Origin of the sequence: Microbacterium sp. (genome assembly GCF_032084865.1) — a bacterium.
In the GTDB taxonomy this organism is placed as follows: domain Bacteria; phylum Actinomycetota; class Actinomycetes; order Actinomycetales; family Microbacteriaceae; genus Microbacterium.
Map to the genome: position 1 here is coordinate 343 of NZ_DAMDLU010000038.1, position 21,224 is coordinate 21,566.

The 21,224-nt window shown below is 69.3% G+C and carries 15 protein-coding genes; 6 read left to right on the forward strand and 9 right to left on the reverse strand.

Going from position 1 to position 21,224, the window contains the following annotated elements; translation table 11 throughout:
- A partial coding sequence (gene coaBC, locus RT309_RS05870; protein WP_313355944.1) for a bifunctional phosphopantothenoylcysteine decarboxylase/phosphopantothenate--cysteine ligase CoaBC occupies positions 1-1,211 on the forward strand: 1,211 nt, incomplete at its 5' end.
- 9 nt (positions 1,212-1,220) lie between these two features.
- Here the strand turns inward: coaBC and moaA are convergent.
- On the reverse strand, positions 1,221-2,300 hold the full coding sequence (moaA, locus tag RT309_RS05875; protein WP_313355945.1) for a GTP 3',8-cyclase MoaA: 1,080 nt from the start codon (positions 2,298-2,300) through the stop codon (positions 1,221-1,223).
- 282 nt (positions 2,301-2,582) lie between these two features.
- Here moaA and RT309_RS05880 point away from each other — a divergent pair, with 282 nt between their 5' ends.
- Positions 2,583-3,113, forward strand: coding sequence for a nucleoside deaminase (locus RT309_RS05880; RefSeq protein ID WP_313355946.1), 531 nt, complete (start codon positions 2,583-2,585; stop codon positions 3,111-3,113).
- A gap of 25 nt (positions 3,114-3,138) precedes the next feature.
- Positions 3,139-4,743: an NCS2 family permease gene (locus RT309_RS05885; protein WP_313355947.1), complete on the forward strand. Its 1,605-nt coding sequence runs from the start codon at positions 3,139-3,141 to the stop codon at positions 4,741-4,743.
- Positions 4,744-4,929: 186 nt separating this feature from the next.
- Here the strand turns inward: RT309_RS05885 and xdhC are convergent, their stop codons facing one another.
- Genes xdhC through RT309_RS05900 form a run of 3 tightly spaced genes read right to left on the reverse strand, consistent with a single transcriptional unit; the run spans position 4,930 to position 9,597 of the window.
- Entirely contained in the window at positions 4,930-5,751 is an 822-nt protein-coding gene (gene xdhC, locus RT309_RS05890) for a xanthine dehydrogenase accessory protein XdhC (protein ID WP_313355948.1), read from the reverse strand.
- 1 nt (position 5,752) lies between these two features.
- On the reverse strand, positions 5,753-8,116 hold the full coding sequence (gene xdhB, locus RT309_RS05895; protein WP_313355949.1) for a xanthine dehydrogenase molybdopterin binding subunit: 2,364 nt from the start codon (positions 8,114-8,116) through the stop codon (positions 5,753-5,755).
- Positions 8,113-9,597 (reverse strand): FAD binding domain-containing protein, encoded by a 1,485-nt coding sequence (locus RT309_RS05900; RefSeq protein ID WP_313355950.1) that lies wholly within the window; start codon positions 9,595-9,597, stop codon positions 8,113-8,115. Before RT309_RS05900 ends, xdhB begins: the two co-directional genes overlap by 4 nt.
- A gap of 445 nt (positions 9,598-10,042) precedes the next feature.
- On the opposite strand from RT309_RS05900, the gene RT309_RS05905 reads away from it, so the two are divergent.
- Together RT309_RS05905 and RT309_RS05910 are read left to right on the forward strand one after the other, a co-directional pair.
- The gene (locus tag RT309_RS05905) at positions 10,043-12,208 is read left to right on the forward strand and encodes an AAA family ATPase (protein ID WP_313355951.1); all 2,166 of its coding nucleotides are present in this window, start codon (positions 10,043-10,045) and stop codon (positions 12,206-12,208) included.
- Positions 12,209-12,710: 502 nt separating this feature from the next.
- The gene (locus RT309_RS05910) at positions 12,711-14,177 is read left to right on the forward strand and encodes a nucleobase:cation symporter-2 family protein (protein ID WP_313355952.1); all 1,467 of its coding nucleotides are present in this window, start codon (positions 12,711-12,713) and stop codon (positions 14,175-14,177) included.
- A 109-nt stretch (positions 14,178-14,286) separates the two neighbouring features.
- On the opposite strand, the gene RT309_RS05915 is transcribed toward RT309_RS05910, so the two are convergent.
- Entirely contained in the window at positions 14,287-15,672 is a 1,386-nt protein-coding gene (locus RT309_RS05915) for a glucose-6-phosphate dehydrogenase (RefSeq protein WP_313355953.1), read from the reverse strand.
- Positions 15,673-15,748: 76 nt separating this feature from the next.
- Between RT309_RS05915 and RT309_RS05920 the strand changes: the two genes are divergently transcribed.
- Complete coding sequence (locus RT309_RS05920; RefSeq protein ID WP_313355954.1) at positions 15,749-17,545, forward strand: glycoside hydrolase family 15 protein; 1,797 nt, start codon at positions 15,749-15,751, stop codon at positions 17,543-17,545.
- 51 nt (positions 17,546-17,596) lie between these two features.
- Here the strand turns inward: RT309_RS05920 and RT309_RS05925 are convergent, their stop codons facing one another.
- The 4 genes from RT309_RS05925 to RT309_RS05940 all read right to left on the reverse strand — a co-directional run.
- Positions 17,597-18,184: a nitroreductase family protein gene (locus RT309_RS05925; protein ID WP_313355955.1), complete on the reverse strand. Its 588-nt coding sequence runs from the start codon at positions 18,182-18,184 to the stop codon at positions 17,597-17,599.
- Positions 18,185-18,319: 135 nt separating this feature from the next.
- Positions 18,320-19,387 (reverse strand): ABC transporter permease, encoded by a 1,068-nt coding sequence (locus RT309_RS05930; RefSeq protein WP_313355956.1) that lies wholly within the window; start codon positions 19,385-19,387, stop codon positions 18,320-18,322.
- Positions 19,384-20,274 carry an ATP-binding cassette domain-containing protein gene (locus RT309_RS05935; protein ID WP_313355957.1) on the reverse strand — a complete coding sequence of 297 codons (891 nt, stop codon included), beginning with the start codon at positions 20,272-20,274 and terminating at the stop codon, positions 19,384-19,386. The genes RT309_RS05930 and RT309_RS05935 overlap by 4 nt, the downstream gene beginning before the upstream one ends.
- 65 nt (positions 20,275-20,339) lie before the next feature.
- Positions 20,340-21,224 (reverse strand): benzoate/H(+) symporter BenE family transporter (locus tag RT309_RS05940; RefSeq protein WP_313355958.1); only part of this gene is annotated, 885 nt, incomplete at its 5' end.

Sequence of the window (21,224 nt, forward strand, 5' to 3'; positions counted from 1 at the left end):
TCGTCGTCGCCGTCACCGGCGGGATCGCCGCGTACAAGAGCGTGCACCTGGTGCGCCTGCTGATCAAGGCCGGTCACGAGGTCACCGTCGTGCCCACCGCAGACGCCTTGCGCTTCGTCGGCCTGCCCACCTGGGAGGCGATCAGCCGCAGGCCGGTGACGACGAGCGTTCACGAGGACGTCGCGCAGGTGCGCCACGTCGCCCTGGGACAGGCAGCAGAGCTCGTGATCGTCGCACCCGCGACGGCGAACACGATCGCGAAGATGGCCGCGGGGCTCGCCGACGATCTGCTCGGCACCACCCTGCTCGCCACCACCGCCCCGGTCGCGATCGCTCCGGCGATGCACACCGAGATGTGGCGCCACCGGGCCACGCAGGCGAACATCGCCACGCTGCGCGACCGGGGCGTCGCCATCCTCGGACCGGGCGAGGGCGAGCTGACCGGCGGAGATTCCGGACCGGGACGGATGCTCGAGCCCGAGCAGATCATGGCCGAGGCGCTCGCCCTGCTCGACGGCGACCAGCAGGAGAGAGACCTCGACGGCCTGCGCGTGGCTGTCTCGGCAGGCGGCACCCGTGAGCCGCTCGATCCCGTGCGCTTCCTCGGCAATCGCTCCAGTGGGCGACAGGGCACAGCGCTCGCACTCGCCGCGGCCGACCGGGGCGCCGAGGTGCTGCTCGTCGCCGCGCACGTCGACGGCGCGGTGCTGGCGGATGCCGAACGGCATCCGCTCATCCGCCTCGAGCACGTCGGCACCGCAGCCGAACTCGGCGACGCGATGCGCCGCGCGTCGGAGGAGGCCGCGGTGATCGTGATGGCCGCCGCCGTCGCGGACTACCGCCCTGCCGACGTGTCCGACCGCAAGCTCACCAAGGAGTCCGGCCCGCTCGAGAGCATCGAGCTGGTGCAGAACGAAGACATCGTGGCTCACCTGGCGGCCCGCCGGCACCCGGGCCAGGTGATCGTCGCGTTCGCCGCCGAGACCCCGGATGACGGCGACGACCTGCTCGAGCGTGCCCGCCGCAAGCGCGAGCGCAAGGGCGTCGACCTGCTCGTGGTGAACGAGGTCGGCTGGGACCGCGGGTTCGAGTCCGCCCAGAACGCCGTGCACGTCATCGGCGACGGCGGGGCGGTGGTCGCCCGGGCATCCGGAACCAAGCGATCGGTCGCCGACGACGTGTGGGATGTCATCGCCGACGTTCTGGCGTGAGGCGGCGGCTCAGCCGCCGATGTACGACATCTCGATCCGCTTGCGCTGCGTGCGCAGCGCCGGGGTGAGGCCGGCGCGGATCTCCGAGTAGCGGTCGTCTCGTCCGCCCCAGATGGATGCCATGGCCGCTGCCAGCTCGACGTCGTCGGCGCCACCGCGCATGAGCGCCCGCAGGTCGTGGCCCTGCGAGGCGAACAGGCAGGTGAACAGCTTTCCCTCGGTCGAGATCCGCGCGCGCGTGCAGGTGCCGCAGAACGCGTTGGTCACGCTGGAGATCACGCCGATCTCGCCGCTGCCGTCGGTGTAGCGCCAGCGCTTCGCGGTCTCGCCGTGCACGGTCGGGGCGACCGGCTCGAGCGGGAAGACCGCGCCGACGCGCTCGATGATCTCGGCCGACGGCACGACCTCGTCGAGCGACCAGCCGTTCGTGTTGCCGACATCCATGTACTCGATGAAACGCAGGGTGTACGGGGTTCCCTTGAAGTGCCGCGCCATGTCGATGATCTCGCCGTCGTTGACGCCGCGCTTGACCACCATGTTGAGCCGGATCGGCCCGAGACCGGCCGCGTGCGCGGCGTCGATGCCGTCGAGCACGCGGCTCACCGGGAAGCGCACGTCGTTCATGCGCTGGAAGAGCGCATCGTCGAGCGAGTCGACAGAGACCGTCACGCGCTGCAGGCCCGCGGCCTTCAGCGCCTCGGCCTTCATCACGAGGGCGGAGCCGTTGGTGGTCAGGGCCAGATCCAGCGGCTGGCCGTCGGGCGTGCGGATGGCGGCGAGCTGCTCGATGAGCTGCTCGATGCCGCGGCGCAGCAGCGGCTCGCCTCCGGTCAGGCGCAGCTTCTGCACCCCGTGTGCGGCGGCGACGGTGGCGATGCGGGTGATCTCCTCGAAGCTCAGCAGCTCGTCGCGGTCGAGGAAGGCGTAGTCGCGCCCGAAGATCTCCTTGGGCATGCAGTAGACGCAGCGGAAGTTGCAGCGGTCGGTCACCGAGATGCGCAGGTCGCGCAGCGGGCGGTCGAGCCGGTCGGTGAGCGCGGTCGACGAGCCGGCCGGACGGCCGTCGCCGTCGATTCTCCTGCTCGCCATGATCACGTCCTCTCGCGAGAAACGCTAGCACCGGATACCTGGGTGCGGACCCCCTGACGCCCGTGCGAATTGCCGTGGGAGTGTTTTTGTCGTCGCCCGCGGAAATGCACGCCTGAATTGTCTGGACGGGAGCAAATGATGTTGCTATTGTTGGACCGCCGCGATATCCGAGATGCGGCTCAATTGAACAGTCAGCGGTTCGACGTATATCTCGCAGAACGATCCCATCCGGATCCGACTCGATAAGCCGTATCACTGCTACGACAGCAAGGAAGCTCTCGTATGAACAGCAGCGCTATACGCAGACCCGAATCGCAGACCGACCCGACAGTCTCACCCGATCCCGCCGCGTACCTGGCCGAGGCCGTGCGCATCGCCGTCGACAACGTCCGCAATCAGGGCGGACCGTTCGGCGCCGTGGTCGTCACAGCCGACGGGCAGGTCTTCGAAGGCGTCAACCGCGTCACCGCCGATCTCGACCCCTCGGCGCACGCCGAGGTCACGGCGATCCGCAACGCGTGCCGCGGGCTCGGAACCTTCGACCTGTCGGGAGCGACGCTCTACACGAGCTGCGAGCCCTGCCCGATGTGCCTGGCCACGTCGCTGTGGGCGCGCATCGAGCGGGTGTACTTCGCCGCCGACCGCAACGACGCCGCCGACGCCGGCTTCGACGATGCGGCGTTCTACCGCTACTTCGAGGGCGACGAAGCCGACCGGGCCGTCATGCCCGTGACCGACATCGCGCTGCCGCCTGCGCAGCGCGTCGCCCCCTTCACCGAGTGGAGCAGCACGCCCACTCGCATCGAATACTGACCCCCGACCCTTTTCGGAGCCGATGATGTCTTCACCTTTCCCTCCTTCCGCGCGCCCATCCGGGGCCGACGGATCCACGTCAGCTGACGCTGACACGTCCACCACAGCTGACACGTCCACCACGGAGGTCGTCGGCAACGACGCCGCCGGGCACTTCGCCCGCGGCGACGCGCAGCTGCCGCCCCTCGCGACCGGGGCGACGACGACGGTCGACGCCACACCCAAGAACGCATTCGACCGGTTCTTCGAGATCACCCGGCGCGGGTCGACCGTTGCGCGCGAGATCCGCGGCGGCGTGGTCACCTTCGTGACCATGGCGTACATCGTGATCCTCAACCCGCTGATCCTCGGTGGCGTCACCGACGTGTCCGGCGGGGCGCTGGACGCTGCGCAGATCGGCGCCGCCACGGGCCTCACGGCCGGCGTGATGACGATCCTGTTCGGTGTGTTCGCGAAGCTGCCGTTCGCCCTCGCGGCGGGCCTGGGCATCAACTCGTTCCTCGCCGTCTCGGTCGTCGGCCAGGTCACCTGGCCCGAGGCGATGGGTCTGGTCGTGATCAACGGCCTGCTGATCGTGCTCTTCGGCGCCACCGGCATCCGCACCGCCATCTTCAGGGCGGTGCCGCAGGCGCTGAAGGCGGCGATCACCGTCGGAATCGGCCTGTTCATCGCCTTCATCGGGTTCGTCGACTCGGGCTTCGTCAACCGCACCCCGGGCGGCCCGCCCGTGCAGCTCGGCGACAACGGCTCGATCACCTCGGTGCCCACGTTGATCTTCGTGTTCGGCCTGGTGCTCATCGGCATCCTCGTGGCGCGCAAGGTGCCCGGTGGCATCCTCATCGGCATCGTCGTCAGCACCGTGGTGGCGCTGATCGCGCAGTCCGTGCTGAAGCTCGGGCCCTCCTTCGAAGACCCGAACGGCTGGCACATGACCATCCCCGAGCTGCCGGCCGCGTGGATCACGATCCCCGACTTCGGTCTGATCGGCCAGTTCGACCTGTTCGGCGCCTTCGGCCGCGTGGGCATGCTCTCGGCCACGATGCTCGTGTTCACGCTCGTCTTCTCGAACTTCTTCGACGCGATGGGCACGATGACCGGCCTCGCGAAGAACGCCGGGCTCGCCTACAAGGACGGCACCTTCCCGCGTCTGCGCTCGGCGTTCGTCGTCGAGGGCTTCGGCGCCGTAGCCGGCGGTGTGACCTCCACGTCGTCGAACACCGTGTACGTCGACAGTGCCTCGGGAATCGGCGAGGGCGCCCGAACGGGCCTCGCCTCGCTGGTCGTCGGCGTGCTGTTCCTGCTGTCGATGTTCGTCACCCCGCTCACCCTGGTCGTGCCGATCGAGGTGGGCTCGGCAGCCCTCGTGATCGTCGGCGCGATGATGATGTCGCAGATCCGCGAGATCAAGTTCACGAAGTTCGCGGTGGCGCTGCCGGCGTTCCTCACCATCGTGACGATGCCGCTGACCTACTCGATCGCGAACGGCATCGGGGTGGGCTTCATCTCATGGGCGCTCGTGAACGCCTTCTCCGGTCGTGCCCGCAAGGTGCACTGGCTGATGTGGGTCGTCGCCGCCGGCTTCGCGCTGTATTTCGTGCGCGGCCCGATCGAAGCGATGCTCGCAGGCTGAGTGTAAAGGAAAGGCCCCGATCCTCATTCCGAGGATCGGGGCCTTTCTCGTTGCGCGGCGTGCTTCTCTCGGGAACAGAAATGAGCCCGCGCACCATTCATGTGCGGGGCGGATTCTCCTTTTCCTGAAATGGTGCATCGCGAAATGCCGAAATGCATTTCGTGCATTCCGGCATTCCGCAGAATGTCATTCGGTCGGCAGCGGCGCCGCCTCCTCGATGAGCTGCAGGATGCGCGCGGCGACGCTCACGGCGATGACGGCGGGCTGCTTGCCCGCCACCTCCGGGATGCCGATCGGGGTCGTCACCCGGGCGAGGTCCGCGTCGGTGTGACCGAGCTCGTGCAGCTTCTTGCGGAACCGCGCCCACTTCGAGGTTGAGCCGATCAGACCGACCGACCCGAGCCCGGGTGTGCGCAGCGACTGGTCGACGATCGCGAGATCCTCGACGTGGTCGTGCGTCATCACGAGCACATGAGCCCCGGCCGGGATGTCCAGCAGGGCCGACTCGGGCACCGGCGCGTGATGCGGCTGGATGCTCGCCACGGCATCGGTCGTGGCCGGCGCGAGACGCGCGGGGTCGAGCATCTCGGCGCGGGAGTCGACGAGATGCAGCGACAGCTCGTGCCGCGACAGGATGCGCGCGAGCTCCAGGCCCACGTGCCCCATGCCGAACACGGCCACCGAGGGCACCACGCGAACAGGTTCGAGCATGATCGTCACCTCTCCTCCGCAGCACTGCACGCCGTACTCGGTCGTCGCCTTGTCGCTGAGCGTGAGCGTCAGCAGCTGGGGCTCGGCCGTGCCCGAGGCGAGCATCTCGCGGGCGCGATCGGTGGCGGTCGCCTCGAGGTTGCCGCCACCGATCGTGCCGAACTGATCGCCGGGCGAGATGACCATCTTCGCGCCGCCGTTGCGGGGCGCGTGACCGCGCACCATCGCCAGCGTCACGATCACCGCGGGGGTGCGGCTCTCGCGCAGCGCGCGCAGGGCATCCAGCCAGTCGACCATGTCAGACCACTGCGAGCTCGGCTGCAGGCTCCGCCGCGCCCTGTGCCGCGCGGGCGGCCTCGACCGCCCAGTACACCGCCTCCGGCGTCGCCGGCGAGGCCAGATCGACCGAGTGGCCGGCCGGGCCGAAGGCCGCGACGGCATCGCGCAGCGCCTCGCGGGCGCTGAACGCGAGCATGAACGGCGGCTCGCCGACGGCCTTCGAGCCGTAGACCGCGCCGTCCTCACGGGCGTTCTGGAACAGGCGAACGGCGAACTCCTCGGGCATCTCCGAGAAGCTCGGCAGCTTGTAGGTCGACGCCGACTGGGTCTGCAGGCGGCCGCGATGCGGGCCGTCGGTGACATCCCACCGCAGATCCTCCAGAGTCAGCCAGCCCATGCCCTGCACGTACGCGCCCTCGATCTGGCCGATGTCGAGCATCGGCGAGAGCGAGTCGCCCACGTCGTGCACGATGTCGACGCGGCGGATGCGGTACGCGCCGGTGAAGCCATCGATCTCGACCTCGGTGGCCGCCGCGCCGTACGCGAAGTACTTGAACGGCGAGCCGTGCATGGTCTCGGGGTTCCAGTGCAGACCGGCGGTGCGGTAATAGCCCGCCGCGAACAGCTGCACGCGCTGGAAGTACGCCGCCTTCGCGACCTCGGCGAAGGTCAGCCTGTCGGACTTGCCGAGCCCGGTCACGTAGCCGCCGCCGAAGCGCACGTCGCGCTCGTCGACGCCGAGCAGGCGCCCGGCGACGGCGGCCATGCGCTCGCGGATCTGGTCGCAGGCGTTCTTCACGGCGCCGCCATTGAGGTCTGCGCCCGACGACGCGGCCGTGGCCGACGTGTTCGGCACCTTGTCGGTGCGGGTGGGGGCGAGGCGCACCTGGTGCAGCTCGAGGCCCAGTGCGGTGGCCGCGATCTGCAGCATCTTGGTGTGCAGGCCCTGGCCCATCTCGGTGCCGCCGTGGTTGACCAGCACCGAGCCGTCCTTATAGACGTGCACGAGCGCACCGGCCTGGTTGAACGCGGCGAAGTTGAACGAGATGCCGAACTTGATCGGCGTCATCGAGATGGCGCGCTTCACGTCGGGGCTCGCGGCGTTGAACGCGTCGATCTCGGCCCGCCGCTGCGCGATCGACGCCTCGTCGGCGAGCTGGTCCCAGATGGTCGGCATCCGCTCGGCATCCTTCACGGGCTGGCCGTACGGGGTGCTCTGACCCGCCTGGTAGAAGTTGCGGCGACGCAGCTCGAGAGGGTCGATGCCGAGCGACGGCGCGATCCGGCCGAGGATGTCCTCGATGAGGAACACGCCCTGCGGGCCGCCGAAGCCGCGGTACGCGGTGTTCGACTGCTTGTTGGTCTTCGCTATCTGCCCGTAGGCGTGCACGTTCGGGATCCAGTAGGCGTTGTCGAGGTGGCACAGCGCGCGGCCGAGCACGGGCTCGGACAGGTCGATCGACCAGCCTCCGTCGGCGGTGAGTACGGCATCGAGGGCCTGCAGCATGCCGTCCTCGTCGAGGCCGACCTTCCAGCTGATGTGGAACGGATGCCGCTTCCCGGTCATCGTGAGATCCTGCGTGCGGTTCAGGCGCACGCGCACCGGACGGCCGGTGAGCTTGGCGCCGAGCGCGGCGATGGCGGCGAAGCCGTGCGGCTGCATCTCCTTGCCGCCGAAGCCGCCGCCCATGCGCAGGCACTGCACGGTGATCTCGTTGGCGGGGATGCCCAGCACGTGCGAGACCAGGTCCTGCGTCTCGGTCGGGTGCTGGGTGGAGCACTGGATGAAGTACTGCCCCTCGGAGTCGCGCACCGCGAACGACGCGTGGGTCTCGAGGTAGAAGTGCTCTTGACCGGCGAACTCGGTGACGCCCTCGAAGACGTGGGCCGAGGCGGCGAGCCCCGCGGCCGCGTCGCCGCGGGCGACCGTGCGCGGTGTACCCATGAACGATCCGGCCTCGATGGCGTCATGCACCGTGATCAGCGACGGGAGCTCGTCGTAATCGACCTTCACCCGCTCGGCCCCGAGACGCGCGGCCTCGGTCGTCTCGCCGAGCACCCACACCAGTGCGTGCCCGTAGAACATCGCCTCGCTCGGGAAGAGCGGCTCGTCGTTGCGGATGCCGGCGTCGTTCAGGCCGGGCACGTCGTCGGCGGTGAGCACGCGCACGACTCCGGGAACCTCATACGCTCCCGAGACGTCGATGCTCACACGGGCATGCGCGCTGGTGGACTGCACCGGCCAGGCGGTGAGCACGCCGGCGGTCAGCGTGGCGATGTCGTCGGTGTACATCGCCGCTCCGGTCACGTGCAGCGCCGCACTCTCGTGCACCGCGCTCTGTCCGACGACGGGGTTCTCCGGGCGGTCGGCGAGAGCACTCATGCCGACACCTCCTTCGACTGGATGACGGTCTGGCTGTAGAACTTCAGCAGGGCGGAGCCCAGCATGTGCGCGCGGTAGTCGCCGCTGGCGCGGTGGTCGGACATCGGGGTGCCCTCGGACTGCAGCACCGCGGATGCCGCTTTGACCGTGGCGATGTTCCACGGCTTGCCGATCAGCGCCTCCTCGGTGACGGTGGCGCGCAGCGGGGTGGCGGCGACGCCGCCCAGACCGATGCGCGCGGAGGTGACGGTGCCGCCGGTGATGTCGAAGGCGAAACCGAGCGCGACAGAGGAGATGTCGTCGAAGCGGCGCTTGGAGATCTTGTGGAACGCGCTGTACTCCGCCAGCGGCAGCGGGATGCGCACCGCGGTGATCAGCTCGTCCTTCGCGCGCACGGTCTGCCGATAGCCGGTGAAGTACTCGGCCAGCGGCACCTCGCGCTCGCCGTCTGCGGATGCCAGCACCAGCCTTGCATCCAGGGCGAGCAGCGCGGGTGGGGTGTCGCCGATCGGCGACCCGGTGCCGAGGTTGCCTCCGATGGTCCCGCGGTTGCGGATGAGACGGGACGCGAACTGCGGGAACAGCTTGGCGAGCAGCGGCACACGGCCGTCGAGACGGCGTTCGATGTCGGACAGCGGCAGAGCCGCGCCGATCTCGATCATCTCGTCGGTGACGGTGAGTGCGCGCAGTTCGTCGAGCTGGTCGATCGCGACGACGAAGGGGGCGCGGCGGCCGCGGAGGTTGACCTCGACACCCCAGTCCGTCGACCCGGCGACGATCAGGGCATCCGGCTCCTCGCGGAGCAGACGCAGGGCCTCGGCGAGGGTGGCCGGGCGGACGAAGCGCGACCCCGCGACCTCGGCATCCGTCGCGACGGCTGCGGGCGCGGGCTGCGCCAGGCGCTGCTGCAGCGGGTCATCCTGCTCGGGAGAGCCGAGCGAGTAGGCGGCGTCGCGGATGGGCCGGTAGCCGGTGCAGCGGCACAGGTTTCCGCTGAGGGCATGCAGATCGAAGCCGTTGGGGCCGGCCTCGAGGCCGTCGTCGTCGGGTCCCTCGCCATCCTGCTGCTCGCCGTCGTGGGCAGGGCAGTCGGTGCCGCGCTCTGGGCGGTAGTACTCGGCCGCCATGCTGCACGCGAAGCCCGGGGTGCAGTATCCGCACTGCGAGCCGCCGGCCTCGGCCAGCTTCTGCTGCACCGGATGCAGGTTCTCGACGCCGCCGAGCCCCTCAGCGGTCACGATCTCCTGCCCGTCGAGGGCGTAGACCGGCACGAGGCACGCGTTGACCGGCGTCCAGCGGGTGGTGCCGTCGTCGTCGGGGGTGGCGATCATCATGGCGCAGGCGCCGCATTCGCCTTCGGCGCAGCCCTCCTTGCTGCCGGGCAGCCCGCGGTCGCGCAGCCAGTCCAGCGCGGTGGTGTGGGTGGCGACACCGTCGAGCGGGCGGCTGCGCCCGTTCACGGTGACCGTGATGTCAGTCATTGTGTCTCTCCTCGGGTGTGACGCGGCGGCGTCTGGCGCACGCTGCGTGCGTGCCGGCGGGGATTCCGAGGGTGAGCGCCGCCGCGATCGCGTCCGGCGATCGCATCGACGTCGTGCGTGGGTCGCGCTGATCTCCGGCGAGCCGACGACGAAGCCTCGGAATCGGTGTGAAGCGCGATTCCGTGGGCGGCTGCTCAGGCGCCGTGGGCGTACCAGTTCCCCCACGCGGTGGAGCTCTCGACGGGCGCGGTTGCGTGAACAAGAACGTACTGCAGCATCGCGGCCCCTCTCTGCTCTGAGTTGAGGACGATCCTCACGGTGTCGGTCAGTGTAATCGGCCGCTCAGCGTTCGGTCAAGGCGGGCGGCTTGCTCTTCGTCTGCCCTGCACGTAAACTTGAGTCGACCCAACTCAACTTTGAAGGAGTCTCCCTCCAGGAGGAACGAATGGCCAACCCGGCACAGTCTGAAGAGCAGCAGAGCGCCCTCGAGCAGTTCGGCATCAATCTCACGAATCGCGCCCGCCAGGGCAAGCTCGACCCGGTGATCGGCCGCGACAGCGAGATCCGTCGCGTGAGCCAGGTGCTGACCCGGCGCACGAAGAACAATCCCGTGCTCATCGGCGAGCCCGGCGTCGGCAAGACCGCCGTCGTCGAGGGGCTCGCGCAGCGCATCGTCGCAGGAGACGTCGCCGAGTCGCTCAAGGACAAAGAGCTCGTCTCGCTCGACATCTCCGCGCTCGTCGCGGGCGCCATGTACCGCGGCCAGTTCGAGGAGCGCCTCAAGAGCGTGCTGAAGGAGATCACCGAGTCCGACGGCAAGGTCATCACCTTCATCGACGAGCTGCACGTGCTCATGGGCGCGGGTGGCGGTGAGGGGTCGGTCGCGGCATCCAACATGCTCAAGCCCATGCTCGCCCGCGGTGAGCTGCGCATGATCGGCGCCACGACGCTCAACGAGTACCGCGAGTTCATCGAGAAGGATGCCGCGCTCGAGCGCCGCTTCCAGCAGGTGTACGTCGGCGAGCCGAGCGTGGAGGACACGGTCGCGATCCTGCGCGGACTCAAGGGCCGGTACGAAGCGCACCACGGGGTCACGATCTCGGACACCGCGCTCGTGGCATCCGCCGCACTGTCGAACCGCTACCTGCCGAGCCGGCAGCTGCCCGACAAGGCGATCGACCTGATCGACGAGGCGATGTCGCGGCTGAAGATGGAGATCGACTCGTCGCCCGTCGAGATCGACGAGCTCAAGCGCCAGGTCGACCGGATGAAGCTCGAAGAGCTCGCTCTGAAGAGGGAGAAGGATCCCGCGTCGAAGGAGCGGCTGGCGGCGCTGCGCGAGCAGATGTCGGGTCTCGAGAGCGAGCTGGGCGCGCTCGAAGAGCGCTGGGCGCGCGAGCGCCAGGGGCTGAACCGGGTCGGCGAGCTGAAGAAGCGGCTCGACGAGGCGACCACGCAGCGCGACCTGGCGATGCGCGAGGGCGACTACACGAAGGCGTCCAAGCTCGAGTACGAGACCATCCGGCGCCTGAACGCCGAGATCGCCGAGGCCGAGCAGGCCGAGCAGGCCGTCTCGGATGAGGGTCGCATGGTCAACGAGCAGGTCACCGAAGAGGACATCGCGGCCGTGATCGCCGCGTGGACCGGCATCCCGGTCGGCCGTCTGCTGCAGGGCGAGAGCGAGAAGCTGCTGCATCTCGAGAGCGAACTGGGTCGCCGTCTGATCGGTCAGAAGGAAGCGGTGAAGGCGGTGTCGGATGCCGTGCGGCGCTCGCGCGCCGGCATCAGCGATCCCGGCCGCCCGACCGGATCGTTCCTGTTCCTCGGCCCGACCGGCGTCGGCAAGACCGAGCTGGCCAAGGCGCTCGCCGCGTTCCTGTTCGATGACGAGCACGCGATGGTGCGCATCGACATGAGCGAGTACGGCGAGAAGCACACGGTCTCGCGTCTCGTCGGCGCCCCTCCGGGATACATCGGCTACGAGCAGGGCGGTCAGCTGACCGAGGCCGTTCGCCGGCGTCCCTATTCGGTCGTGCTGCTCGACGAGATCGAGAAGGCGCATCCCGAGGTGTTCGACGTGCTGCTGCAGGTGCTCGACGACGGCCGGCTCACCGACGGGCAGGGGCGCACGGTCGACTTCTCGAACGTCATCCTCATCCTCACCTCGAACATCGGCTCGCCCATCCTCATCGACCCGGTCATGTCGCCCGACGAGAAGCGCGAGGCCGTGATGGCGCTCGTACGGCAGTCGTTCCGCCCCGAGTTCCTGAACCGTCTCGACGACATCGTGATGTTCTCGGCGCTCTCGCACGACGACCTCGCACAGATCGTCGAGCTGGCGGTGGACGGTCTGCAGCGTCGGCTCTCCGATCGCCGGCTGACGCTGGCCGTGACTCCGGACGCCAGGGCCTGGCTCGCCGAGCGCGGCTACGACCCGGTGTTCGGCGCGCGCCCGCTGCGCCGGCTGATCCAGACCGAGGTGCAGAACCGTCTGGCGACGGCACTGCTCTCGGGCGGCGTGCGCGACGGCGACACGGTGCGCGTCGACGTGGCGGCCGACGGCAGCGGATTGGCGCTCACGGCGGCCGGCGCCTCGTCGTCCAGCGTCTGACACGTCCGGCGCCTGATCCGGCCGACCCGGCCCGGCTCGAGCCCCGCGGAACCTTCGTCCCGATCCTCACCTGCGTTTCGACGCGGGTGGCATGGCGGATCGGAAGGCTCCGCGGGGCTTTTCCACGCGCAAATGTATTTCGACATGTGGAATAACTCATTCGTTCTTCGGAAAAAATTATTGACCTGCACGTTGTTGCGTGGTTGAATCTGGACTACTCCGAAGACGGAGTACCTGGATCAGCAGACAGGCGAACTGAGCTGGCTCCGCTGATCACGACCTGGAGCACCCGCATGACCGCACCGCACCGCAGCGCAGCATCCGGCTGACGAAGCCGCTCGGCATCCGCACCGGCGACAGCGCCGACGCGCGCCGCGGTCGCCACACCACGGCTGCGTCGTTCGCGTCCTGCTCGTGCGGGATCGCTGACGCGACGCGCTCCTCCATCCGGCACCACCCCTCCACCTGATAACCGATCACCCGACACGACGAAGAGGTCGACATGACGAAACAGAAGACACAGGCAACCCTCCGCCCCGAAGACGAGCGCCTGTCCATCGGAGCCACCTTCGGGTACGGGCTCCAGCATGTGCTCACGATGTACGGCGGCATCATCGCCCCGCCGCTGATCATCGGGCAGATCGCGGGCCTGAGCCCCGCCGAGATCGGCGTGCTCATCGCGTCGTGCCTGTTCATGGGCGGTCTGGCCACCATCCTGCAGACCGTCGGCATCCCGTTCTTCGGCTCGCAGCTGCCGCTCGTGCAGGGCGTGTCGTTCGCCGGCGTCGCGACGATGGGCGCGATCGTGACGAACGGCGGCGGGCTGCCGTCGGTGTTCGGATCGGTGATAGCGGCATCCGTCATCGGCCTGCTGATCGCCCCGGTCTTCGCGATGGTGATCCGGTTCTTCCCGCCGGTCGTCACCGGTGTCGTGATCACGACCATCGGCCTCACCCTGCTGCCGGTCGCCGCCCGCTGGGCGATGGGCGGCAACTCCGACGCCGCCGACTTCGGCGCGCCCGAGAACCTGCTGCTGGCGTTCGTCACGCTGCTGTTCGTGCTGATCCTCAGCAAGGTGCCGGTCGGGGCCGTCTCGCGCCTGTCGATCCTGCTCGCCATCGTCGCCGGCACGATCTTCGCCGCCTTCCTCGGACGCGTCGACTTCTCGCAGGTCGGCGAGGGTGCCATCTTCGCCTTCCCGACCCCGTTCGCGTTCGGCTGGCCGACGTTCGAGATCGCCGCGATCATCTCGATGTTCATCGTGATCCTCGTGACCCTCACCGAGACCACCGCCGACATCCTCGCCGTGGGCGAGATCGTGGGCACCAAGGTCGACAAGAAGCGCATCGCCGACGGACTGCGCGCCGACATGCTCTCCAGCGCCGTCTCGCCCGTGTTCGGCACCTTCACCCAGTCGGCGTTCGCGCAGAACGTCGGTCTGGTCGCCATCACGGGTGTGAAGAGCCGCTTCGTCGTCACCGCCGGTGGTGTGGTGCTCGTCGTCCTCGGTCTGCTGCCGGTGCTGGGCCGCGTGGTCGGCGAGATCCCCTCGCCGGTGCTGGGTGGCGCGGGCATCGTGCTGTTCGGCTCGGTCGCCGCATCCGGCATCCGCACCCTGGCCAAGGTCGACTACCGCGGCAACATGAATCTCATCATCGTGGCGTCGTCGCTCGGCATCGGCATGCTGCCGATCGCCGCGCCCACGATCTACGACCAGATGCCCGACTGGTTCAACACGATCTTCCACTCCGGCATCAGCTCGGCGGCGGTCGCCGCGATCTTCCTCAACCTGCTGTTCAACCACGTCGGCGCTCGCCGCTCGAAGGGGGCCAGCACCCTGGCCGCGGCGCCCACGCGCAGCATCCCGGTGCAGTACCTCGACGCGCTCGAGGACGGCGACTCCGTCGTCGACGGCAAGATCGTCGACCGTGAGGGCCAGGAAGTTCCCGTGCGGGCGCCGGAGCACTGACACTCGACATCCTGACATCCCCGCGAGACTTCACCTCCGGCACGAGACCTGCGCACGCGCGCCCGGTCTCATGCTGGAAGTGAAGTCTCGCGGCGTTCTGCAGCGCAGTTCAGTCGTGCGTCGAGGTCTGCCAGCCTGACGGGCCGGTGGAGCCGGCGGGGTACTCGTCGAGCGGCGTCTCGCCGCGAGCCCAGGCATCCCGCACCGGCTGGATGATCCGCCAGCACTGCTCGGCCTCATCCGCCCGCACCGACAGGGCGACATCGCCGTCGAGCAGCTCGTCGAGCACCTCCTCGTACGAGCGCTGCTGCCCGGCGCCCAGCTCCGCGACGAGATCCTCGTCGCGCAGGGCGAACGGGTCATCGCCGCCCGTCATGTGCAGCCGCAGGTGCATCTCGTCCGGACCGAGCGAGAACGTAAGGCGCCCGCCGTCGGCCGGTGTGCCGTTCAGCCCCGGCGGCACGTGCCGCACCGGCTTGAACGTCACGATGATCTCCGAGCGCTTGCGCTCGAGTGCCTTGCCCGAGCGCAGAGTGAACGGCACCCCGGCCCAGCGATCGCTGGCCACCTCGAAGACGACCTCGGCGAGCGTCTCGGTCTGTCGCGAGTCGTCGACTCCCTCCTCGTCGCGGTAGGACGGCAGCTCACGCGAGCCCCCGTCGGCGAGCTGCTGCACGCCGGCGGTGTACTGCGCGCGCCGTGAGAAGCGAGCCGGATCGTCGTGCATCACGTGCGTGGCGCGCAGCACCTCCGCCTTCGCATCGCGCAGATCGCGCTCGCCGAGTGTGGCGGGCGGGTCCATCGCGAGCAGGGCGAGCACCTGCAGCAGGTGGCTCTGGATCATGTCGATCATCGCGCCGGCCCTGTCGTAGTAGCGGGCGCGTCCCTCGAGGGCGACGGATTCATCGAACCGGATCAGCACCTCCTGGATGTGCTCGGCAGACCACACCGGCTCCCAGATGCGGTTGGCCAGCCGCACGCCGAGCAGGTTGAGCAGGGTGGACCGGCCGAGGAAGTGGTCGACGCGGAAGATCTGCTTCTCGGGAACCAGGGCGAGCAGCTTCTCGTTCAGCTCGCGGGCGGTCGCCTCGTCCTGCCCGAACGGCTTCTCCATCGCGAGCACCGTGCCCTCGGGCAGCGTCAGGCCGGTCATCGCATCGATCGCGGCGGCGGTGACTGCCGGGGGCAGGGCGAAGTAGAGCACGGTATGCGGGTCGAGGGTGTCGACGAGCGATGCCACGGCCGACGCATCGGTCACATCGGCCTGGATGTAGTCGGCGATGTCGACGTGATCCAGTGCCCGGGGCGAGTCGGAGAACGCCTTCTCGACCGTGGCGCGCCAGGTCTCGGCATCCCCCTTCTCGGTGCCCGACCCGCGCAAGATCACCCGCCGCTTGTGCTCCTTGCCGAGCAGAGACGCGAGCGAGGGCAGCAGCAGGCGCGAGGTGAGATCGCCGGTCGCGCCGAGGATGAAGAGTGTTCTGGTCGTCGACATGGCACTGAGGGTAGTCGCCGCCGAACCGCGCGCAAGGGGGGTGGAGCCGGTCGGGCGGCGATGCCAGACTGCGGATGTGGTGACGCCGATCGAGGATTACGCCCTGCTCAGCAACTGCCGTGCAGCGGCACTCGTGTCGCGAGAGGGCAGCATCGATTGGCTGTGCCTGCCGCGACTCGACTCGCCCAGCACCTTCGCCGCCCTGCTGGGCGACGAGTCGCACGGGCGGTGGATGCTGCGTCCCGACGATCCGGATGCCACGGCCACCCGTCACTACGACCGCGACACCTTCGTGCTGATCACCCGCTGGCGCAGCGGCGACGCCGTCGCCGAAGTGCACGACTTCATGCCGATCGATCCTGACCCGAGCGTGCAGATCCGGCGAACGGATGTCGTGCGCCGCATCGTGGGAGTCGCCGGGGAGATGGTGTTCGTGCAGAGCCTGCGCATCCGGTTCGACTACTCCCGTGCCATGCCGTGGGTGCGGCAGATGGGCACCGACGCCGAACCGCAGCTGGTCGCGATGGCGGGCCCAGATGCGCTGGTGGTGCGTGGGGCGCGCCTGACGGCCGCCGATCACGAACACCGCGGCGAGGTGCGCGTCGCCGCGGGCGACGTGCGCGCCCTGCAGCTGGCGTGGTTCCCGTCGCACCGTCCGGCACCCGGCCCGCTCGACGTGGACGACGTGCTCGAGGCGACGAAGAAGTGGTGGCAGAGCTGGGCGGACACGATCGAGCACTCCGGACCCCACCACGAGAAGGTGGTGCGGTCGCTGCTCATCCTGCGCGCTCTCACCAATCACGAGACCGGGGGGATCGCGGCAGCGGCCACCATGGCGCTGCCCGAGGAGATCGGCGGCGAGCGCAACTGGGACTACCGCTACGTCTGGCTGCGCGACGCCGCGCTCACACTCGAGGCGCTGCTCGACCACGGGTTCCTCGGACTCGCCGACAGCTGGCGCGAGTGGCTGCTGCGCGCGGGGGCCGGTGATCCGGCGGATCTGCAGATCATGTACGGCCTGGCGGGTGAGCGGGATCTGTTCGAGCGCGAGCTCACCGCGCTGCCCGGCTACGCCGGGTCGTCGCCGGTGCGCGTCGGCAACGGTGCGTGGTCGCAGTATCAGGCCGATGTGGTGGGCGAAGTGCTGGTGACCCTGTCGGCCGCACGCAAGGCCGGCCTGGTCGAGAGCGCGTTCTCCTGGCCGCTCGAGCGCAGCCTGCTGCGATTCGCGGCGGAGCAGATCGACCATCCGGATCACGGCCTCTGGGAGATCCGCGGGCCTGCGCGCATGTTCACCCATTCCCGGGTGATGATGTGGGCGGCTTTCGACCGCGGTGTGCGGGCGGTCGAGGACCATGGCCTGCCCGGCGCGGTCAAGACGTGGCGGTCGCTGCGCGACCGGCTCCGAGACGAGATCGACTCGCGTGGGGTCCGCGACGGGCACTTCACGCAGCACTACGACACCGAGGAGGTGGATGCGTCGCTGCTGCTGCTTCCGGAGGTCGGCTACTGCCGACCAGACGACGAGCGGATGCTCGCGACGGTCGACCGCATCGAGCAGACGCTCATGCACGATGGCCTGCTGCACCGGTACCGCACGCAGAGCGGTGTAGACGGTCTGGCGGGGTCGGAGAGTCCGTTCCTCGCGTGCTCGTTCTGGCTCGTTGAGCAGTACGCGAGCACCGGGCGCCGTGACGAGGCGGTCGAGCTCATGGATCGGCTCTGCTCGCTGACCAACGACGTGGGGATGCTCGCTGAGGAGTACGACCCGATCGCCGGGTGTCAGCTGGGCAACACCCCGCAGGCGTTCTCGCACCTCGCGCTGGTGCGCGCCGCAGACGCCCTGAACGACAGCGAATGCCGGCCACGATGACGACGAGAGCGCCGCCCCGGAAGGGGACGGCGCTCTCGACAGGTTCCGGCGTCAGGCGCTGGCGATGACCGTCTCGCCGATCGGACGACGCATCCGCGGGGCCGTCTCGCCCTGCTGGATGCCCTCGGGCAGGCCGTCTGCGCTGCCGAGGTCGCCGACGGCGACCACGGTGGTCGGCGCGAAGCGCGCGTCGAGCCCGACGAGCCCGCGCACCTTCTCGGGGTCGAAGCCGCTCATCTGGTGCACGTGAAGACCATCGGAGTGCGCCTGCACCGACAGGTGCGCCACAGCCTGGCCCAGGTCGTAGATCGCGTGCGTGTTGGGCGTGCCGTCTTCGGACGCGGTCTCGGCGATGGCGACGACGAGCACCGCGGCGTGCGCGGCCCAGGCCTGGTTGAACTCCACCAGAGTCGACACGACTCCGCTGTGCAGTTCGGTGCCGCGGCGCGCGACGATGAACCGCCAGGGCTGGGAGTTGTACGCCGACGGCGACCAGCGTGCGGCTTCGAGCGCCGAGGCGAGCTTGGCCTCGTCGACCGGAGCGTCAGCGTCGTAGGCGCGTGGGCTCCACCGGTCGGCGAGGATGTCGAGCACCGGATGTTCGGTCTGGGCGGTGCGGTCGAGGACAGGGGAGCTCATTGGATGAGGCCTTTCGGTGGGGGGAACGGATGTCACGCGGACCTCATCGTCCGTCGACCATAACTCTTGCATGCGGATGCATATTCCCCGCATTCGGAGTCATGGTCTCTCGAGCGGGCCGGCGAGGCCCGCGGCTCAGCCGCGCAGCGCCTCCGCGAGCTTGACCCGCGACCCCATTCGCAGCAGCGAGTTCTCGTAGATCTTCGCCGCGACGACGATCGCCGCGACGCACGACGCGACGAGGATGACGAGCGACAGCGCTCCCTCCCACCACTGCGCCTCGCCGACGAACATCCGCACCGGCATCGCGACCGGGGCCGAGAACGGCACGTACGACATGATCGTCAGCACCAGCGGGTTGTCGTTGAAGAAGATCACGAGGAAGTACGGCGCCATCACGAGCATCATCAGCGGCATGGTCGTCGATCCGATGTCCTCCTGACGCGACACCATCGCCGCCGCCGCCGCGTAGAGCGCCGCGAGCAGCACGAAGCCGAACAGGAAGAACACCGCGAACCAGAGGATGGGGGCGCCGATGCCGCTGAGCACGTCCTCCTGCCCGGTCACGATCAGTCCGACGATCGCGATCACGGCCAACGCGATGATCTGACCCATCGCGAGCGCGGTGTTGCCGAGCACCTTGCCGGCGAGCAGCGCCCGCGTCGGGATCGCCGAGATGAGCAGCTCGACCACGCGGGTCTGCTTCTCCTCCACCACGCTCTGCGCGATCGTGCCGCCGAAGGTCGATGCGGCGATCAGGAACACCAGCCCGAATCCGAGCGCCACCAGGTAGCGCAGCAGCGGGTCGGTGTCGGCCGGCTGCAGCACCTCGACGGTGGGCGACTGCGACAGCATCATCATGAGACCGGACGGTGCGCCGTCCTTCGCGAGCACCACGTACCCGAATCCGGTCGGGTCGCCGGGAACGAGGGCGGCCTCCACCTCGTCGCTCGTGACGAGCTCTTCGGCAGCCTCGCGGTCGGGCACCTCGTGTGCCTCGAGCCCGGGCATCCCGTCGATCACCGCCGCGGTCTCGGGTGTGACGGCGATCGCATCCGAGGTCGGGCTCTTGCCCATCAGGCCGCCGATGAGGACCCCGGCGAGGGCGATCAGAAGCAGGATGCCGGTGGCGATGACGAACGCGCGGCTGCGCAGCTTCGCCATGATCTCTCGTTCGGCGACGAGCCAGACGGCGTTGTTCATGCGATGACCTCCTTGAAGATCTGGGCGAGCGACGGATGCTGCGGGGCGAAGCTCGACACGGCCCCGCGATCCAGGGCCTGGCGCAGCACGCGCTGCGCGGTGTCGGGAGCGTCGACGTCGAACAGCGCCGATCCGCCCTCGAAGTCGATCACCGAGATGCCCGGCTCGGTGCGCAGCCAGCCGGCGTCGCCGCTGGAGTGCAGCTGGTATCGCAGCGTCGAGTGCGCCGAGCGCAGCTCGTCGCGCGAGCCCGCCGCGCGAATCGTGCCCCCGGCGATGATGATCAGGTCGTCGCACAGCCGCTCGACGACGTCGAGCTGGTGCGACGAGAAGAGAATGGCCGCCCCTGCCGCGGCGCGGCGCTGCAGCACCTCGGCGACCACGTCGACCGCGAGCGGGTCGAGGCCCGAGAACGGTTCGTCGAGGATGAGCACCTGCGGGTCGTGCACGAGCGCCGCGGCGATCTGCGCCCGCTGCTGGTTGCCCAGCGACAGGGCCTCGATCTTCTCGTCGAGCCGTTCACCGAGCCCGAGCTCCTCGAGCAGCGCGGTGCCGCGCGCCGCGGCGTCGGTCTTGCTGAAGCCGTGCAGGCGGCCGAGGTAGACGACCTGCTCGAGCACCTTCATCTTCGGGTACAGCCCGCGCTCCTCCGGCATGTATCCGAAGCCCTGCCGGTCGTCGGCGGTCGCCGGTCGCCCGTCGAGCGTCACGGTGCCGCCGTCGGCGGCGAGAACGCCGAGGATGATGCGCATGGTGGTCGTCTTGCCCGCTCCGTTGCCGCCGACGAAACCGGTCAGTCGCCCGGGGGCGACGTCGAACCGGATGCCGTCGAGCACCTTGCGCGAGCCGTAGCTCTTGGTGATGCCGTCGAGTCTGAGATAGCTCATGTCTTCAGGCTAGGGATGGAGGGTTCGATCGGACATCCCCCCTGCGGCGGATCCGCGACGTCCGTCTACCGGCCGACGTGCAGCGCGGCGCGGACGATCAGGCCGGCGACGAGGGCCCAGAATGCGGCGCTGATGCCGAGCAGCGCGACGCCGGATGCCGCGGCGAGGAACGTCACGACGGCGGGCATCCGCTCGCCGGGGTCGTCGATGGCCTGCTGCACCGCAGAGCCGAAGGCGCCCAGAAGGGCGATTCCCGCAACCGCGGGAATGACGCCTGCGGGTGCCAGCAGCACCAGCGCCGCGAAGAGGGCCGACAGGCCGCCGAGCACGATGTACGAGACGCCGGTCGAGACTCCCGCGATCCACCGCCGCGCAGGGTCGGGCTCCGCGTCCGGCGCTGCGGCGAGGGCGGCGCTGATCGCCGCGAGGTTGATCGCATGGCCGCCTGCGGTCGCGCCGAGTGCGGTGCCGATGCCGGTGACGAGCATCGCCGGTCGCCACGGCACCTCGTACCCGAAGCTGCGCATCACGGCGATGCCGGGCACGTTCTGCGACGCCATCGTCACGATGAACAGCGGCAGCGCGATGCCGATGATCGACCCGACCGTGAAGGTGGGAGCGGTGAACGCTAGGGTGGGCAGCAGCACCGCCGGGTCGACATCGGTTCCGGATGCCGCGATGTAGGCCACCACGACGACCGTGGCGGTTACGAAGGCGGAGGGCACAGCCCAGCGCGGAGCGAGCCGTGTGACGATGAGCCAGGTGAGCACGACCGGCACCACGCCCCAGGGGTTGGTGACGATCCCGGTGATCGGGGCGAGGCAGAGCGGCAGCAGAACCCCGGCGAGCATCGCCTGCGCGATCGACGGCGGGATCGCCGCGATCAGCGTGCCGAGGCGCGGCACGAGCGCCGTGAGCAGGATGAGCGCGGCCACCACGAGGAAGGCACC

Bases quoted from the DNA above. Each gene is read 5' to 3' on its own strand.
- moaA (WP_313355945.1), bottom strand. From the start codon at position 2,300: ATGGCGAGCAGGAGAATCGACGGCGACGGCCGTCCGGCCGGCTCGTCG.
- RT309_RS05880 (WP_313355946.1), top strand. From the start codon at position 2,583: ATGAACAGCAGCGCTATACGCAGACCCGAATCGCAGACCGACCCGACA.
- RT309_RS05885 (WP_313355947.1), top strand. From the start codon at position 3,139: ATGTCTTCACCTTTCCCTCCTTCCGCGCGCCCATCCGGGGCCGACGGA.
- xdhC (WP_313355948.1), bottom strand. From the start codon at position 5,751: ATGGTCGACTGGCTGGATGCCCTGCGCGCGCTGCGCGAGAGCCGCACC.
- xdhB (WP_313355949.1), bottom strand. From the start codon at position 8,116: ATGAGTGCTCTCGCCGACCGCCCGGAGAACCCCGTCGTCGGACAGAGC.
- RT309_RS05900 (WP_313355950.1), bottom strand. From the start codon at position 9,597: ATGACTGACATCACGGTCACCGTGAACGGGCGCAGCCGCCCGCTCGAC.
- RT309_RS05905 (WP_313355951.1), top strand. From the start codon at position 10,043: ATGGCCAACCCGGCACAGTCTGAAGAGCAGCAGAGCGCCCTCGAGCAG.
- RT309_RS05910 (WP_313355952.1), top strand. From the start codon at position 12,711: ATGACGAAACAGAAGACACAGGCAACCCTCCGCCCCGAAGACGAGCGC.
- RT309_RS05915 (WP_313355953.1), bottom strand. From the start codon at position 15,672: ATGTCGACGACCAGAACACTCTTCATCCTCGGCGCGACCGGCGATCTC.
- RT309_RS05925 (WP_313355955.1), bottom strand. From the start codon at position 18,184: ATGAGCTCCCCTGTCCTCGACCGCACCGCCCAGACCGAACATCCGGTG.
- RT309_RS05930 (WP_313355956.1), bottom strand. From the start codon at position 19,387: ATGAACAACGCCGTCTGGCTCGTCGCCGAACGAGAGATCATGGCGAAG.
- RT309_RS05935 (WP_313355957.1), bottom strand. From the start codon at position 20,274: ATGAGCTATCTCAGACTCGACGGCATCACCAAGAGCTACGGCTCGCGC.